Raw genomic sequence first — 17,587 nt, 5'->3', positions numbered from 1 at the left:
TTAATTGTTGAGATTAGAGGTTTCAACTTAATGATTTTTATTTTATCTGTAAGTTGAATTAAATTGAGGTTAATAAGGTTTAACAGTTTTATTGGTATTTAGTGATATTTTTAAAGTTGGTGTATTAACCAATTTTCAACAATATGTTGAGCGCGTGATTTTTATTGAAGAGGTGCTTATGGCCACACAAATTCCAGTTATTCCAAGTACGGTTGTGTTTAACCAAGATAAAGTTTTACTAACCGCACTTAATGAAGAAGTTTGGGAGTCTCGTGTTGATGATTTGGCTGGAACAGGTAGTTTACGCCTAGAGCTCAAGGGCATAGGGGGCCAGACATTTGACCTAAAATACGATTTAACGATGAAAAAATCGTGTTGGAGTTCAAGCTATTTTTTTCATGTTGCAGGCACTTCTAGTAATGCTACGGGTGTTTCTGATCAAGATGCTAAAAACATAGCTACAACTCTAAATGGTTCGCTTAAAAAAGCTATGTTATCTAGCAAGAGAGTTAAATCGTTTCTTGAACAAGGTGATTTTGAAACGGAAAAACATTGGCTTGAAACTCACAGTTATTCAGAGACGAGTCCTTTATTAAAGAATTAAAAGCTTCCAAAGCCATCCATTTTTTGTGATGGCTCAATGAAATTAACAACCAGTTGCTAAAGCCAACTTCATCATGTCATTAAAACCATTTTGGCGTTCTTCACTTGATGTTTCTTCTCCGGTGATCACGTGATCAGATATAGTCAAAATACTCAATGCTTTGATCTTGTGTTCCATAGTTAAGGTATACAATGCGGCAGTTTCCATTTCTACCGCTAGAATGTTCATTTTTTGTAGGGCGGGGATTAGGTTTGTATCGCAACCGTAAAATAAGTCATTGGTAAAGACATTTCCAAATTTCACATCTAGCCCAAGCTCATCGGCTTTTTTATGGCAACGAATAGCTAGAGCAAAGTCAGGCGTTGCTGGACAATCGTAACCTGCAAATTTGGCTCGATTAGTCGCAGATGCCGTACCAGCCCCAGTAGCTACAATGATGTCACGAACTTTTGCATTCTCGGCAATACCACCTGCGCTGCCTACTCTAATAATGGTTTTTACATTGTAATGAGTGATAAGTTCATGAACATAGATTGAAACGGAAGGTACGCCCATACCGTGCCCCATTACCGATATCTTCTTACCCTCGAAATACCCCGTATACCCAAACATATTTCGTACATCAGTTATCAGTTTGGCATCGGTTAAATAATTGTCTGCAATGTATTTAGCACGAAGTGGGTCGCCCGGCATAAATACGATGTCAGCAAAATCACCTTTTTTTGCATTTATGTGTGGGGTCATTATTACTTCTCCTCATCAAATATGGGGACGATTGTCCTCAAAGAGAAAAAGTACCATTAAAAGGTCAAGCTTTAATAGGCTTTGGATATACCAATTTTTTAGAAAGTATTACATAAGAGGAAAGGGTTACTCTAAATGAGAGTAACCCTAAACGATATTATTGTGTGGTGTTGAGATTATCTAGGTCAACTTTGGGTTGGACATCAGCGCCATAATCAAAGGTAACGGCCAAAACTAAAACAATAGCAGCGGCTGCGGTCAGTTTACCGATAAGAGGTAGGCAGAATCTAAACCAAAGGTGGTAAGGGACACCAGCCATACCGATAATACCCATTAACACTGCATTGGTCGGGATGATCATATTAGAAAATCCATCTCCAAATTGATAAGCGAGTACGGCAACTTGACGGTTAACACCAATGATATCTCCTACTGGCGCCATCAATGGCATGGTGACATAAGCTTGACCACTTCCAGATGGAATAAATAGATTTAACACGGTCTGCATGATGAACATGCCTACCGCAGCAAGTTCGGCGCTTAAATGAGAAAGAGGTGAAGACATTGCATGTACAAGAGTATGCAAAATTTGTCCGTCTTCCATAATAAGCGCAATACCGCGTGCGACCCCCACTAAAAGAGCCGTGCTGGCTAAATCTCTCACTCCTTCAATAAATTCATTCGCTGCACGATCAGCGCTTAGCTGACCGATAATGGTCGTAAAAATACCCCAGCAGATAAACACGGCACCTAGCTCATACAAATACCAACCTTTTTGAGCAATTCCCCAAACCGCGGTACAGATGGTCGCAATGAGTCCCAGTAAAATTAATTTGTGGCGACTATTGAGTGCTGGATAACCCTGTTCATCATGGTTTGCGAGCGGACAAGGTAAATGATTAGTTAGCGATTGAGAGGGATCGGCATAGACTTTCTTCGCATAGCTCCAAACATGATGAAAGCCAATCAACACGAAGGGAATGAAGATAGCTAAACGTAGTTCTATACCTGAATACACAGGAATATCCGCGACGTTTTGTGCCACCATTACTGTAAATGGATTAAAAGCAGATACGCCATAGCCTATGCCATAACCTGCAATGGTCATCCCTACTGCTGTCATTGCATCTAAGCGCATGGCTTTACACAATCCAACAAGGATCAAAACAAAGGGGATGTATTCTCCTGCCGTTCCAATGGCTCCAGAGGCCATTGCAAAACAGAATACCACCATAAAAATGAGCAGATTCGGCTTGTGGCCAAACTTTTCTAATAACCTTCCAATTAATGCATCAATCGTCCCTGTCGCTCGTGCAATCGCTAGTACACCACCGATAATTAAAACAAAGAAAATCACATCTTGAGCGGCCGCGAAGGCTCTTGGTATAGCAACAAGGAAGTCCATTGGAGTCAAGTGGGTAGAGGTGTCGGCTAACGCATATGTGCCGGGAATGACAGCCTGGCGGCCATTGTCTAAAGTTGTTGTTTCAAAGAAACCTTGTGGAACTATCCAAGTGGCTATGTAGGCAATCAGCATCATAGAAAGCAGCAAAATTAGCGTATGAGGTACTTTAAATCCTTCTTTCATTGGGATCTTTTTATTTGCTAAAAAATCACATCACTGTACAGAAAGATGCTTGAGAGGGCAATTATGCTCTCATTGTGATTGCGGAGAAGTCGTTCTCAATTAGATTTTTGAATGACCGACATAAAAAGCTTGTCATTACTGCATTAACTGTTTAAGTTTTTCTTCAAATTTCGGCTGGATAGGTCCCCAAAACTTGCCTAAGGTCAATGCTTTTTTAGGATCTTTGCCGTTGTATTTGTAGGCGATTAAAGTTATCAAACTGGCGTTTCGATTTGCAGACCTGCAATGGATCAGAAAAGGCTGATCTTGTACTCGGCGAATAAGTTCTTCTAGTTTTATTGCGCTTTCAAAACTGATGTCATCAAGGCCAGAAATTGGTAATTTATGAAAGTCCAACCCCTGTTTTACTGCACTTGAGGCTTCATTTGCATCAGCCTCAAGATCAGGCAACAAACTAATAATTGAAGAGATCCCCGCCTTTTTTATGGCTTCTAGTTTATCTGCGGCTACGAAGCCCGAAGAAAACTCTAGCTCTGATATTTGCTTCAGATTGACGATACCCAAATCAGATAGAGCTTTAGCATCAGCTTTGCTTTCAGTTTTTATTGGTGATGTGTCTAGAAATGGCAGTATTGAATGCTCAAAATTGGGCTGCACTGTATGGGAACCTAACCTATCAGCTAACGCGGAACTTTGTTGATAAGAAATTTCTGTTCCTGAATGTGAAGTCGCGCTTACCTGTTCCATATTTCACAAACCTATATTTTACATTCCGATGAATAAACGTATGAAGTAGTCAAAGCTAGAGGGATTAGTCAGTAGGGGATTTCCTCATAATTTTACTAGTGTTGTTGTTTTATCAATCTCGTCCAAAATAGAAACGATCTCATCAGCATGCATTGGTGGGGTTTCATCGGGAATCTCTGGTTGGCCATTCAGTATCCAGTCGTCTATGCCAACTTCTAATACCCGCTCTAAGTGTTGCTGATAGGGTCTCCCATTATAATTATTAAATCGCTTTTTCAGCTCAACAAGACAAAGATAGGGAACTATGATTTTGTTGTAGTCTTGAGGGTGTTCCTCTTGCAGTGTCTGTTCATATTTTTTTGCGTTTTTATCGGCAGTAGTTTTATCTTTTTGTTTATCCGCTAATTCACTGCTTTTTGTGGTAATCTGCCGTATTAATATCTCAATATGCCACTCTAAACTATTTTTTTCAGTATCAAGCATCTTTATTTTACCCGCTTCTTTATGGGGCGATAAGCGAGTAATATCTCGTTTTACTTTCGTTAGACTGTTTTTAAGTCCACTATGTTGAGACTTTAAAGCTGTTAACTCATCTTCGCAGGTTTCACTGGCTTTTTTGGCGATATTTCTTTTTTCCACTAATTGAGTAAAGTGGCTGAAATGTTCGTTTCGTTTATATACATTTTCGTAATGAGTAATTTCAGCTTCAAGCTCTTTCTTATCCCATACATTAACCTGTGGTAAGTTTTCTTTTCGCAATTTACTATTTAGCTTGAACTCTAGGAGTCCCACTTCTTGCTCGAACTTCACTTTCTCGGATAAATAAGGCACGAGTTCTTTCATAGCTTGGTTATATGATTCCCTTACTCTTTGCTCTGGAGATTGAAGATAATCAAAACCTCCTACGATTAACGTTGCTCCTGCCGCCAATGTTGTGCCTATTCCCAGTGTCCACTTTAATTCGTTAGCGCTTGGTTTTTCGTTTATTCGACAGAACGCTCTAAATGCAGCAGGGATACTTACTACGCCAACAAAAACGGTTGCTCCAATCCCTAACGTTGTTAGGTTAAATGAATCACTAAGGGTATGAGTGTATTTTCTTGAGGTTTCTGCGTGTAAAGCTTGTGGGTCTTTATCAGCTGTGGCCTTGTTAAAAGTTACTAGCATTTCGCGGTGCAATTTATCTTTTTCTTCAACCTTATAACCTCTTTCATATGGCCACCATGACTTTTCTTCATATCGTGTTGGAACTTTAGGGTATTCACTAACTGTTGTACTAGTCGTTGAAGCAAGTTCGGTAGACATATATACCTCATCAATCAATACGAAAGTGGTTGAGTAGCAACAAGGTATCAAAGAAAAGCAGAAAAAAAACAAAGGTAAACGATTGTTAATGAATAAATTATTTTGTGAGACATGAAATAAATCGTGTCTATGAAAGAATGGATCTTAAGTGGAAGTAAAGCACTTGCATTAATTGAGTTTGAAAGGCATGTTAGTAGCTGGACATTTTTAAGGCATTATCCGTGAGAGAAATCCAGCAAGAATCGATATTTTATCCATATAAAGAAGGGCATCTTCATCTTCGAAAAATCGCACCTGTAAGTGGTAAACCGCACTTAACCCCATTTTTTATGCTTCATGGCTCTATTTCCAATGGCAGGGTATTTTATACAAAATCGGGAAAAGGGCTCGCTTGTTCCATCGCTAAAGAGGGGTATGAAGTTTATGTGCTGGATATGCCGGGGCGAGGACTGAGCACCCCTAAAATTGCACGTGGGATTAACCCTAGTCAAACTGAAGTCATTCGAGAAGTGATACCCAGTATTCAAGCATTTATCTTAGAAGCGAATCCTTTGGCCGATAAAGTGCATTGGCTTGCTCATTCATGGGGCGGTGTACTAATGGCCGCCACTATGCTGCGTTATTCTGAACTGCAATCTCAGGTAGCTTCATTTGTCACCTTTGGTACTAAACGTCGTGTGAGTGTGAAGAACGTACACCGAACTTTGATGCTTGATTTGGTTTGGAAGCGCTTGTCTATCCCTTTAATGAAACTTAAAGGCTATTTTCCTGCTGCAGGTTTGGGGATAGGTATGGATAACGAGAGCTTTCTTAGTTTGACACAAACCTTTCCTTGGCTTGATGGTGATTGGGTGGATCCTGAAGATGGGTTTGATTATGGCGCTAAATTATCTAATGCTAACCTACCACCATCATGGTTCTTTGCTGCGAAAAATGATGCAGTCTTAGGGAATCCTAAGGATGTAAAGTCTACTTTTGATGAACTGCAATTTAAGCAAGGGAGGTTTTTAGTTTTAAGTAAGCTTAATGGTAATAGGCATGATTATGACCATGCCAATATGCTTACTCATGCGGATGCTGAATACGATCATTTTATTGAGCTAAAGCAATGGTATAAACAAATTTAAGGTGAACACCTTATAGAAAATATGTAATAAATCGGCTTTACTTATAAGCAAATCTCTTTTCTTTAGGTACAGCAATGTCTCTCTTTGTCGGTGGTTCTTTCACGCCCAATAAGTTAGTGAGTCAAGCTTCGCTTGACAAAATAGCAAAGGCTAAAGATTTGAATGCAGTCAAATCGATTGATTCTTGGATTGATCGAGCTATGGATAGGTTGACAGGTTCTAAACGTGCAGAAGTATATAAGGCACTGTATTGCCTAACTAATGAAAATTATCTGAGACGTGATAATCCTGAGAAGGTTATGGAGCAAGCAGAGGGGCTGAGAGTATTATCTCGTTTAACAAAAGGTAGCCCGCATGAAGTTACTGTACTGATTATTCCTGAGAAAGGCAGAAATCATCGTCAAGGCGAGCCATATAAAAATTGGCGTATTGGTTATAATATTCCCGGTTTTAGGGAAATAAGAGGTGCTCCAGAAACCTATCAAAATACTAATGATCCTTTGAATTATAGTCTTACCGATTCATTTGGGGTTGCAAATTTAAATACACTTTTTCGTGAAGCAAGGAGTGCTACTTGCGACTTCAAGCGGATGGGGGATCCCCTGAGAACTCAAAGTGAACAAGCAAACAAGCGATTTGCATCGAAGTGTCATCAATTTGCGTCTTTAAAGCCATTACCTCAACAAAAAGGCGATCCAAACTGGGTAGGTCAATTTAATGAAAAGATTCGTGCTTTTCATCATTGCCAAGAAGCAGCCTATTTGCCGTTTGGCGATAAGATAAGGCAACAAAATGAGCCATATAATGTTCTTTGGGATCTGAAACCACATTACTCAAGAAATATGTATGTTCGTAGGCCTATGTTAAGGCAAGAATGGGATGATAGTGGAGCGTTATTAAACCAAAGAACTGTACAGGTGCTCTCTGTGCAACCCGATCCTAGCTCTGAATATTCAGCCTTGCCTACTGTTAGAACTCAAAATGAGGGAGTAGTTGCTGCACTTTGGAGAGAGTTGTTTAGTTAGGGTCTGTTGATCTTTCAGGATTAAATTTTGTGCTATTTAAGCACTTGTCTGTTCAAGGCGTGAGCAGTGAAGCTTAGCCATCTAAGTAAGCTGATCACAACACAGAACAGGAAGTGCTCAAAAGCATCGAAGACAGCGTAAATTGGTACTTTCTTTGAAACTGAGAGCTGCTGCGTTATCGTTTGTTTATGTGAAACGAAGTAACGACAGTTGTGTATGTCGGTAAATAACCACACCTTACAAACTCTGCCTTGCATAAGATAACCAATTTATCGCTGCAAAAATAAACACGAAAGACCAATAGACCCTAATACAGTTTGTTTTGGTTTATATATTCATTAATGGCTTTAGTGGTCAAACAATGCTCTTGTTTATTGTGTTTAACCATCTTTCTGATCTCCGTCGATGATATATCTTTGGGGGATACTTCTACATCGAATATGAGACCAACATCATTGATCTTGAACTTACTGATGTTGGATATGCGTTGCTTATACCAATCTTTTTCACTGACTTCTGTGTCTAATTGATAATTAGGGCGGTGGGTTACTGCAATATTGCACAAGTCAAATAAGCGTTGCCATTGATGCCATTTTTCTAATGAAAGCAACGAATCCATCCCCATAATAAACGTGAATCGGTGTTCAGAATAAGTTGCGATCAATTCTTCTAAAGTGTTTACCGTATAGCTTGGTGTAGCTCGTTTTAATTCAATATCACAAAGCTCAAACTCTGAGTATTCTTCACAGACTAATTCCACCATTTTTATGCGATCTTCAGTGCTAGCATGAGCGCTTTGTTTATGAGGTGGAATGTGGTTAGGCATTAGCCAGATTTTATCTAAGCCTAATTTTTCTTTTACTTCTATAGCTGGGCAGATATGGCCGTAATGAATAGGATCAAATGTGCCACCAAGGATGCCTATTTTCATGATAATTTTATATGGGCAAGTGAATTATGGGCAACGGGATCAAACAGCAAACACAAGTGGCTGGTGGCTGTCCAATCTTCGATACCATGTTGTTTTAGGTTGAGTTCGATCTCGGAAGCCATGGCTTGCATGTGTTCAATATTAGAAAGACTTAAACGATTAAGGGCATCTTGATACATGGGTTTGCGTTTGTCCCATATACGTAATTTTTTCCAAAGTACAGTTAAGTTCTCTCGATTCTTTTGTGCTTGCTTTAGTTGCTGTAAGGTCGATAACTCTTTAAACAACGCCCACAGAATAATTGGCATCGCCGTATCTTCAGCTTTTAATTGTGCCAGCATATGCATGGCTTTCTTCTTTTTGTTGATCAGCAATGCATCAACAAGCTGGAATACACTAAAGCGAGATTGATCTTCAAAATATAGGCTCAATTGCTCTGCTGATATTTGGTCTTCGCTGGATAGCAGTTGTAACAGCTGTAGTGCTTGATCAGCGGCTAATAAATTACCTTCGTATAAGGTGACTAACATAGCACGCCCATCGGCCTGTAAACTTAAACCGAAGTAATTTATTCGTCCATCTAACCAACGCTGAAACTGTGGTCCTTCTGGTGTATTGCACGGCAAATATAAGCCTTGTGTATCAAGTGCTTTAAACCATTTACTATTGGTTTGCTCAGCGGTAACTTTAGGGCCATGAATGATCAGCAAGGTATCTGGATTAGGCTGAGCCATTAACTCCTTTAAGACATTTGCTCCTTCAGTACCGGGCTTAGATGTAGGTAGAGATAACTCAATAATGCGACGATTGGAAAATAAGCTCATAGCTTGCCATTCGTTTACTAAGTCATTCCAGTTGAATTGGTTTTCTTGGTGAAGCTGTATGCGTTCTTCAAAGCCTTGTTTTTTGGCTTCGGAAAGGATCTGACTTTTGCAATTATCAATCAGCCAAGGGTCATCACCAAATAGTAGGTAAACGGACTTTAAAGGAGAAAGGTTCTTATACAGCTGATCGGGAAACAGCTTCATTTTTTCTCCTTATTTATTGCTTAAAAGCAGCGATGGTTTGCACGATTCTGTCAGCTGCTTGAATGCGCATTTCATTAACTAGAAGATTCATTTCTCGACTCTTTGCCAAGGCAGTACGTGGATCATCAAGGTAGTCTCGACGGATCTCGACTTGAAAAGGCTTTGCTTCTTGATTTGGTAATTGAATCGTAAAGTTAACATGATACATCAACTCATATTCTGCGACGTTACCACTTGGATAAAAGGAAAGGGTTGAGCGTTCTAATGAATCAGAAATCAAATTCAATCTTGGTTCTGATTGGTTCAGGTCAACAATTGAAATGTTGTTGAGTTGCATACGTTCATGAACTAATCGAGTCAGTTTACTGTATTTATCCTGACTGGTTAGGCTCATCGTTTGCAGTTCTTGCGGTATAGAGTAACTGCCCTGTAATTTGAGGCCACATCCGGCAGTGAGCATTATGCTCACTGCCATCATGGCGAAACCTATGCGTTTAACTAGCATCAGTGTTCGCTTTCCTTGTTGTATTAGTTGGCAACAATATTAAGCAGTTTGCCCGGAACATAAATTACTTTACGAACCGTTTTATCGTCAGTGAATTTCGTTACGTTGTCATCGGCTAAACCAGCGGCTTCTACTTCTTCTTTGCTGGCATCGGCCGCAACTGTGATTTTAGCACGCAGTTTACCATTTACCTGAACAATGATAAGCTTGCTGTCTTCAACTAACGCAGACTCGTCAACTTCAGGCCAACGGCTGTCTTCAATCGCTCCAGTATTACCTAATTGATTCCACAGTTCAAAACTCATGTGTGGCGTAATTGGGTAAAGTAAACGTACGATTGCCGATAGGGCTTCACCGATAATAGCGCGATCTTGTTCACCGTCTTTTTTCGCTTTTTGTAGATGGTTCATCAATTCCATTACCGAAGCAATGGCCGTGTTGAACATCTGACGACGGCCAATATCATCAGTCGCTTTCTGAATCGTTTTATGAAGCTCACGACGAAGTGCTTTTTGGTCGCCAGTTAAGCTGTCTTTATTTAGTGCCGGAGTTTTACCAGCCGCAATATGATCGGCAGCTAATTTCCATAGACGACGTAAGAAGCGGTGTGCGCCTTCAACGCCAGATTCTTGCCATTCAAGCGTTAACTCTGGTGGTGCAGCAAACATCATAAATAGACGAACCGTATCAGCACCGTATTTTTCAACCATCACTTGAGGGTCGATACCGTTGTTTTTCGACTTCGACATCTTGCTCATGCCAGTGTAAACCAGCTCGTTACCGTCTTTGTCTACCGCTTTAGTGATACGGCCTTTTTCATCGTGCTCTATTTCGGTTACATCCAGTGGAGAAACCCAAACACGACCGCCTTTCTCATTGGTGTAGTAGAAGGCTTCGGCCAGCACCATACCTTGAGTAAGTAATTGTTTAGCTGGCTCATTTGAGTCAACCAAACCAGCATCACGCAATAGTTTGTGGAAGAAACGGAAGTACAATAGGTGCATACACGCGTGTTCGATACCACCAATGTACTGATCCACAGGCAACCAGTAGTTGGCTTTTGTTGGATCTAACATTTGATCGGCGTGTGGGCTACAGTAGCGCGCGTAGTACCAGCTCGATTCCATAAAGGTGTCGAAGGTATCGGTTTCACGCAGTGCATTTTGGCCATTGATTTGAATTTTCGCCCATTCTTTGTCGGCTTTGATCGGGCTTTGAACGCCATCCATTACTACGTCTTCTGGAAGTACAACTGGCAATTGTTCTTCTGGAATTGGCATTACAGTGCCATCTTCCAATGTTGCCATTGGGATAGGTGCCCCCCAGTAACGCTGACGAGATACGCCCCAGTCACGTAAACGGTAGTTAACTTTACGAGTGCCTTTACCTTCAGCTTCTAGCTTATTGGCAATCGCGTCAAACGCTTTATCAAATGCTAAACCGTCAAATTCAGCAGAATTGAATAGCACACCTTTTTCAGTGAACGCTTCTTCACTGATGTCTAGTTCAGCATCGGCTGGTTTAATTACTGCTTCAATGTCTAGACCGTAAGCTTTAGCAAATTCGTAATCACGTTGGTCGTGTGCTGGAACTGACATTACTGCGCCAGTTCCATAATTCATCAATACAAAATTCGCTGCCCAAATTGGAACTTGCTTGCCTGAAATTGGATGAGTAGCGTATAGGCCTGTAAACACGCCTTTCTTTTCGATAGTGGCAATGTCAGCTTCCGAGCTTGAAGCGTTTTTGCACTCTTCAATAAAAGCGGCCAGTTCAGGATTATTCGCTGCAGCTTGCTCTGCTAATGGGTGACCTGCTGCAATAGCAACATAGGTTACGCCCATTAAGGTGTCTGGACGAGTCGTGTAGATATCAAATGATTCTTCACTGTCAGTCACATTAAAAGTGATTTCTAAACCTTCACTGCGGCCAATCCAGTTGCGCTGCATGGCTTTAACTTGATCCGGCCAATCTGGTAGATTGTCTAAATCATTAATGAGTTCTTCGGCATAAGCGGTAATTTTAATGAACCACTGTGGAATGTCTTTTTGCTCTACAGGGGTATCACAACGCCAGCAACAACCATCTTGTACTTGCTCGTTGGCCAACACTGTTTGGTCGTTTGGGCACCAGTTCACTTGAGCGGTCTTTTTGTATACCAAACCTTTCTCATAAAGCTTGGTGAAGAACCATTGCTCCCAACGGTAGTATTCTGGAGTACAGGTCGCCAGTTCGCGGCTCCAGTCATAACCAAAACCAAGCATTTTTAGCTGGTTTTTCATGTAATCAATGTTTTCGTATGTCCAAGGTGCTGGAGCTGTTTTGTTATTGATGGCGGCGTTTTCAGCAGGTAGACCGAAAGAGTCCCAACCAATTGGTTGAAGTACATTTTTACCTTGAAGTTTTTGGTAACGGGCGATCACATCACCAATAGTGTAGTTACGAACATGACCCATGTGCAGACGGCCTGATGGGTATGGGAACATAGACAGGCAATAGAATTTTTCTTTGCTTGGATCTTCGGTGACTTCAAAGGTTTTTTTCTCAGCCCAGTGTTGCTGAACTTTCGATTCGATTTCTGAGGGAGTATATTGCTCTTGCATCAATTTCTTCCGGCAATGCTGATTAATTTGATCTAACACTAGGTTAGTGTTAGGAAATGAGCATAGGATAAACTATATATGAGTCTGCTTGAACAATATTTTGATGAATTCCTCTAAATTAAGGAGTGAAGACGATGAAAGAAAAAAAACAAGCCTTGTTAGATTTATACCAGCAGCTTATTCAGCAAGTTAAGCATAAGTATGAAAATGACACTTCGTTAACAGCCAATGATCTAATACAGTCGGTGGAGCAAGGGGCGACGTTTCTATCTTTAAAAGAAGATATTGACGATGCTGAACTGGACTTGGTTAAAGCGTTTCTGCACCGTGAAATCTCTGAATTCGTCAAACACCAACATGAACAAGAGATCAGTGCTAGCCCAACATTCCTGATGCTGGAAAATAGCTTATTTCATTGGTTAGGTGAAATCACAGACCGTAGTCAAGTGGAATGGCATGAGTTATCTAAAGAGCTTGAAATGGCTGGTGCATACAAAGCAGGGGAAATAGTCAGCCAAGGTCGAATGATTTGTGAAGACTGTGGGCATGGGGTGGATATCGAGTTTCCATCGGTCATTTCCAGCTGCCCTGAATGTGATAGTACTCAGTTTATAAGACGACCTTTAAATCCATAAATTGTGATTTTATGCTGATGGTTTTAAATTGATCTAGCCTTTACCTTCTCAGCTCAAAAGCGTAGGTTGTTAGAGAGCTTGAATTGCTTTAAAGAACAAAAAGTACTTCGAGTTGATGTTAACTAGTCGAGGTATTTATGGCTGGGGTTGAATCTAGAGAAGTGAGTTTCCATAGTAGCTATGGAGATCCTCATTATTATCAAACCTTACGAAAAACGGGCAGTAAAAATCCTACGGCTCAGCAGGCTACAATAAACGAGCGTGACTATCAGATCACTACACCTAATAGAACATCTTCAGTAGCTTCTGCCGAAGCTTCCCTTAAAAAAACATCGAGCACTTCAACGATAAAAGATTATAAACTTTCTACAGATAATAATGCGGCATTAAAATTGGCATTTACTCAAGATGATGTCGATCGTGCAATTGCCATAATTCGTAGACAAGGGATAAATACTCCCTGCGATACCGTTTTACCGCTTGAGCTTGCCTGCCATCAAAAGGCATCTCGAACTATGATTGAGGCCATATTTGAACATGCTGATGAAACTGGCGAAAAATTAGCTGAGCCAACAAAGAAAACATACATCGAGCTGTGTGTATTTTTAAATTTACCTGATCAATTAAGGGTATTTTTGGAAAGAGGTTATGTCCCTGACCACTGTTCAGAGCAACAACTCACACCACTATTTAGACTTCTTAATGACGACTATCGGCATCCAGAATGTGTAGCCAAAATACTGATAGAAGCTGGTGCTCGTTTGGATCTTCAATGCCAAGTGTCCGGAAATCGTCTTTTAATGCTGGCGGCAAAACGGAATTTTTCTGAATTAACTACTGCGCTACTCGATGGGAAAGCCGGTATTCATGAGCAGAATAAATGGGGCAATACTGCATTGCATTTTGCTATATCGTATGGCTGTTTCAACAGTGCAATGGTGCTTATCGAGAATGGGGCACGGCTAGAGTGCAAAAACAGTAATGGGTATACGCCGTTCCAAGTCGTTGGGCATATGATGGAAGGAAGCCGATTGAGAGCGGATGCGAGTTTTTCTTGTGACAGCCTTATCGCCAAAGCGGCGGAACAGCAGTACTGGGGGATCGCTTTTCGATTATTCAAAGATAATCGATTTTCGGCAAAGAATATAAAAGAAAATAAAGCTCTAATCGATCAGTTTAAAGGTTTAAGAGAGGTTAAGGAGTACTATAAATTAATCGGTAGTAAAGTTGAGCAAAATGTGGACGAACTTTCATGTTGCTTTGTTTATTGCTTAGTCAAACAAAAGTTTTTCGACTTAATTGACTTGTTGCTTAAAGGAGATTTTGTAGCTCTTAAGGTGTTTAAAGAACGTAAAAAAGTCTGGAAAAGCTTTAGCGCAGAGACGAAGCATTTTATTGATTCAAAATTAAGTGCTAGCCCAGTAACTGGTACCACTGCAAAATCAATATCCACAGATGTGTGAGCACGAGTTGGAACTAATTGGTATAAACAAGAGTTAACTTGTCAACCATCTCAATTCCGGTTAATGCTAATGGTTTGTTCTATCCCATATTGAGGTGGTTATGGCTGGTTTGGTAGAAGGAAGAGGTGAGTTAACGTTTCAAGCAGATAGAATATTAGATGAAAATGTTCCCTCGAATACAAGTGATAATTTCACTGTAGATGAGGCTCAATATCAAATTCAAACTCAAGGCTCTGGCGTTGAAGCCCACAACCAGCTTGTGGATGATTATGTGACAACAATAACTTCGAATCATGCCTCTCTCACAGTTACCTCAATTTCAGATACAGAATCAGAAACACTTTTAGAAGCACTGTCCAAGGATAACGTAGAAAAAGCTATTGAAGTTATCAAAGCAAATGGATTTGACGCTTTGTATCTAAATCAACCTCCTTTGGTGTTAGCTTGTCGGCATCAGGCATCAAAAAAAATGATCAAAGCGATTGTTGAATACGCCAATAGTCAAAATTCACCAGTAAAAGAGGCAGAGCATGAAACCTATGTTGAATTGTGTTCTCAATTACATTTCCCAACTCAGTTAGAGGCGGTCTTAGAAGCTGGATTTTGCCCGAACACTTGTAAATCAGATAGTAATACACCATTAATAAGAGTAATGTTAAAACGCCCTACTAATCGAGAGCAACTTGTTAGAATATTAGTTACTCATAGTGCTTCAGTTGATGTAGTGGAACAACAGACAGGCATAACTCCTTTAATGTTTGCAGCTCAATACGAAAACCCAGCTGTACTAAGACTTATCTTGGAAAAAGGAGCTAATCCACTTGCGAAGGATAACAAGGGTAATACTCCACTTCACTTTTCTCTGGCTAGTGGTTGCATAAATAATGCCGCAATATTAATTAAAAATGGCTCAAAATTAGACGAAAAAAATTTTCAAGGTAAGTCCGCTTTTCAAGTTATTGGGCAGAGGTTAGTTATGGGAAGCCACCATGAAGAAAGTCAGGGGTATTTAGAAGCCTTTGGAAACCAATTGATTCAGTCGGGATTACATGCGTGCAGAAATGTATCTTGTGAAAAATTGATCTATGAAGCGGCCCAAGATAGAAACTGGGGCTTAGTTTTAAAACTCTGTATTGATAATTATGAACTACAGCAACCTGTAAGTCTTAAGCCTCATGAAATGAAAACTATAAATGGTTTCAGGACTGTTAAAGAGTTTTTACCTTTAGCGGGCTTGAGAAGCATTGATGAGCAACCTAATGGTTTATTGCTATTTTGCTTGTACCGTTTATTGCACGAAAAAAATTTCGTTCTCATTGATGGTGCTTTAGAAGGAGATTATTTGCTGCTAAATACTCTTATCAAAATTGAAGCTATTAGGCTTAAGTTAAATGATATTCATGAAGTAAAAGAATTTTTAGATCAAAAGTGTAATACCAATTACAGTAATTAAATGCTCAACTCAGAGCTGTGTATGCGGTCAAAGTGCAATCGAAATTGATGCAGACATAGTTATTCTACGTCAAATCAATTTTGAGCAGGAGTTTGACCGCATACAAGCTCCCAAAGGGCAATGCTAAAGGTTTTCATTACTGCATTACAACCTCTTGAATTATCCCGACAAAAGCACGAAGTGCGTTGAACGTCAGTTTTTTATGACGGCCGTAGGGAATATAGTACTTCGAGCTTGCGCTTTGTACTGAAAACCTTTAGCTCTTGCTGAGTGAGAGATTAATTACTGTAATTGGTATAAGGTCAAAAAATCAAATTAAGGCTCGTAGTAATTCGAGCCTTAATCATCGAACTTTATGATTTAATAAACCCAAGAGGCTTGTCACTTGAGGTTACATCATAAAAATTACCCAAGTTAGGGAATAGTTTAGGTAGCGTAGCTTTTTCTGCACCAAACCACATGGCTAACTCAGCATAAACTTCATCGGTTGAAGTGGTTGGGATCATAACTCCACCGCCCACATCTAATGGGTTAGCGTCGCCAAGGTTAAGAGTCGGATATTGACCAAATACCTCACCACCTTTTACCGCATTTCCCATGACTAAAGTGTTACCACCCCAGCCATGATCAGTACCATTACCATTTGATGTTAATGAGCGACCAAAATCAGAACCTGTAAAAGTCACCACCTCATCGGCAACCCCTAAATCATTCAGTGCTTGTTGGAAGCCAGAAAGCGCATCGTCAACAATACCCAGCATCTTATTATGGGTTTTGAGTAGCTCACTGTGGTGATCCCAGCCTATATAGCGCACAAAAAAGGTTTGCTGTTGTCCCGCCATACCTAAAGCTGCTCTGGCTTTAATGGCTTTAGCTACCATTTCGAGTTGTTGTGCTAGCTCTGAATCACCGCCGGTCCAATCAACAGTGATGGTTTTAGTGGCTTCTTCAAACTTTTCAAATTGAGTTTGAGAGTACTTCACGCCATTTACGTAGGTTTTATCGAAACTTGAACCAGAGGTTGACTCAAGCATATCGTTAAAGCCTTTCAATAGAACATCGTTAAGCTCTCTAAGCGCTGGGTTTGAATTGTCCTTAACGGTTAAGCCTACACTACCCGATTTAGTAATGGCGTATTCACGGCTTTCTACGCCATTTTGCATAATGTTACTGCCAGCTAATGATATATTCATTGAGATAGCATCATTGGCTTTAGCAGGCTGAACCACATCAGCAATGGTGCCAAACCAACCTGAATTTAAGCGTTCACTTGGGCGAGACGTTTGCCAGTGTTTAAATTGATCTGAATGTGACATCAAGCCAAGAGGAAGTGGTTTAGAGTTCGCCTTATATTCGGCTTTGGTCACTTTCTCTACCATAGGGCCAACGTTAGCGATAAAGCTTAATTTTTTATCGTTAAATAATTTCTGGGTTTTTGGCAGTGCAGGGTGCAAGCCGAACTGTTTACCTTGCTGAGAGCTTACGTTATTGAGACTTAGTAGCTTATTTTGCTCTAAACCTAATGCTCCGCGAGTGGCTTTGTATTCGGCATAGTCAGCAGCGGTACGCGGCACTAGCATATTAAAGCTGTCATTACCGCCATCGAGCATAATGAACACTAGGCTTTTAGCTTGCTTAGCAACTTTTAGAGGGCCAACAACCGGAGGGTTAACAGGTGGATTAACAGGTGGGTTTACAGGCGGATTCACTGGAGGTGTTTCTGCATCACTGCTTCCACCACCGCAGCCGGTAAGCATTGCGGTTGTTCCTACCATAAATACTGTGGAGGTGTGTAAAAATTGACGTCTAGTGTAATTTTTGTTCGACAT

At 40.5% G+C, this 17,587-nt stretch carries 15 protein-coding genes; 6 read left to right on the top strand and 9 right to left on the bottom strand.

Features of this window, described 5'->3' with window-relative positions:
• Window positions 1–91: 91 nt before the first annotated feature.
• The gene (locus AC1EU0_RS01120; protein ID WP_480300043.1) at window positions 92–604 is read left to right on the top strand and encodes a hypothetical protein; all 513 of its coding nucleotides are present in this window, start codon (window positions 92–94) and stop codon (window positions 602–604) included.
• Window positions 605–646: 42 nt separating this feature from the next.
• On the opposite strand, the gene deoD is transcribed toward AC1EU0_RS01120, so the two are convergent.
• The 4 genes from deoD to AC1EU0_RS01100 all read right to left on the bottom strand — a co-directional run bounded on the left by deoD (window position 647) and on the right by AC1EU0_RS01100 (window position 4,988).
• Window positions 647–1,348, bottom strand: a complete 702-nt coding sequence (deoD, locus tag AC1EU0_RS01115; RefSeq protein WP_480300042.1) for a purine-nucleoside phosphorylase — start codon at window positions 1,346–1,348, stop codon at window positions 647–649.
• A gap of 157 nt (window positions 1,349–1,505) precedes the next feature.
• Window positions 1,506–2,936 (bottom strand): YfcC family protein, encoded by a 1,431-nt coding sequence (locus AC1EU0_RS01110; RefSeq protein WP_480300041.1) that lies wholly within the window; start codon window positions 2,934–2,936, stop codon window positions 1,506–1,508.
• A gap of 135 nt (window positions 2,937–3,071) precedes the next feature.
• Entirely contained in the window at window positions 3,072–3,683 is a 612-nt protein-coding gene (locus AC1EU0_RS01105; RefSeq protein ID WP_480300040.1) for a hypothetical protein, read from the bottom strand.
• Between the two features lie 84 nt (window positions 3,684–3,767).
• Complete coding sequence (locus AC1EU0_RS01100) at window positions 3,768–4,988, bottom strand: hypothetical protein (RefSeq protein WP_480300039.1); 1,221 nt, start codon at window positions 4,986–4,988, stop codon at window positions 3,768–3,770.
• Between the two features lie 221 nt (window positions 4,989–5,209).
• On the opposite strand from AC1EU0_RS01100, the gene AC1EU0_RS01095 reads away from it, so the two are divergent.
• Both AC1EU0_RS01095 and AC1EU0_RS01090 read left to right on the top strand, forming a co-directional pair.
• Window positions 5,210–6,115: an alpha/beta fold hydrolase gene (locus AC1EU0_RS01095; protein WP_480300038.1), complete on the top strand. Its 906-nt coding sequence runs from the start codon at window positions 5,210–5,212 to the stop codon at window positions 6,113–6,115.
• A gap of 74 nt (window positions 6,116–6,189) precedes the next feature.
• Window positions 6,190–7,140 (top strand): hypothetical protein, encoded by a 951-nt coding sequence (locus AC1EU0_RS01090; RefSeq protein ID WP_480300037.1) that lies wholly within the window; start codon window positions 6,190–6,192, stop codon window positions 7,138–7,140.
• A gap of 307 nt (window positions 7,141–7,447) precedes the next feature.
• Here AC1EU0_RS01090 and nadD read toward each other — a convergent pair whose 3' ends face one another.
• Genes nadD through leuS form a run of 4 tightly spaced genes read right to left on the bottom strand, consistent with a single transcriptional unit; the run spans window position 7,448 to window position 12,207 of the window.
• Window positions 7,448–8,071, bottom strand: coding sequence for a nicotinate-nucleotide adenylyltransferase (nadD, locus tag AC1EU0_RS01085; RefSeq protein ID WP_480300036.1), 624 nt, complete (start codon window positions 8,069–8,071; stop codon window positions 7,448–7,450).
• Window positions 8,068–9,099: a DNA polymerase III subunit delta gene (gene holA, locus AC1EU0_RS01080; RefSeq protein ID WP_480300035.1), complete on the bottom strand. Its 1,032-nt coding sequence runs from the start codon at window positions 9,097–9,099 to the stop codon at window positions 8,068–8,070. Before holA ends, nadD begins: the two co-directional genes overlap by 4 nt.
• A gap of 13 nt (window positions 9,100–9,112) precedes the next feature.
• Entirely contained in the window at window positions 9,113–9,604 is a 492-nt protein-coding gene (locus AC1EU0_RS01075) for an LPS-assembly lipoprotein LptE (RefSeq protein WP_480300034.1), read from the bottom strand.
• A 23-nt stretch (window positions 9,605–9,627) separates the two neighbouring features.
• Window positions 9,628–12,207: a leucine--tRNA ligase gene (gene leuS / locus AC1EU0_RS01070; RefSeq protein ID WP_480300033.1), complete on the bottom strand. Its 2,580-nt coding sequence runs from the start codon at window positions 12,205–12,207 to the stop codon at window positions 9,628–9,630.
• A 134-nt stretch (window positions 12,208–12,341) separates the two neighbouring features.
• Between leuS and AC1EU0_RS01065 the strand changes: the two genes are divergently transcribed.
• The 3 genes from AC1EU0_RS01065 (at window position 12,342) to AC1EU0_RS01055 (ending at window position 15,758) form a co-directional block, all read left to right on the top strand.
• Window positions 12,342–12,842, top strand: a complete 501-nt coding sequence (locus tag AC1EU0_RS01065) for a zinc ribbon-containing protein (RefSeq protein WP_480300032.1) — start codon at window positions 12,342–12,344, stop codon at window positions 12,840–12,842.
• Window positions 12,843–12,979: 137 nt separating this feature from the next.
• Window positions 12,980–14,305 carry an ankyrin repeat domain-containing protein gene (locus tag AC1EU0_RS01060; RefSeq protein ID WP_480300031.1) on the top strand — a complete coding sequence of 442 codons (1,326 nt, stop codon included), beginning with the start codon at window positions 12,980–12,982 and terminating at the stop codon, window positions 14,303–14,305.
• 100 nt (window positions 14,306–14,405) lie between these two features.
• Window positions 14,406–15,758, top strand: a complete 1,353-nt coding sequence (locus AC1EU0_RS01055) for an ankyrin repeat domain-containing protein (RefSeq protein WP_480300030.1) — start codon at window positions 14,406–14,408, stop codon at window positions 15,756–15,758.
• 353 nt (window positions 15,759–16,111) lie between these two features.
• Here AC1EU0_RS01055 and AC1EU0_RS01050 read toward each other — a convergent pair whose 3' ends face one another.
• Window positions 16,112–17,587 (bottom strand): DUF1501 domain-containing protein, encoded by a 1,476-nt coding sequence (locus tag AC1EU0_RS01050; protein WP_480300029.1) that lies wholly within the window; start codon window positions 17,585–17,587, stop codon window positions 16,112–16,114.

The organism is Parashewanella sp. 2210YD4-3 (genome assembly GCF_056591735.1).
This window is presented reverse-complemented; position numbering and strand designations above follow the sequence as displayed.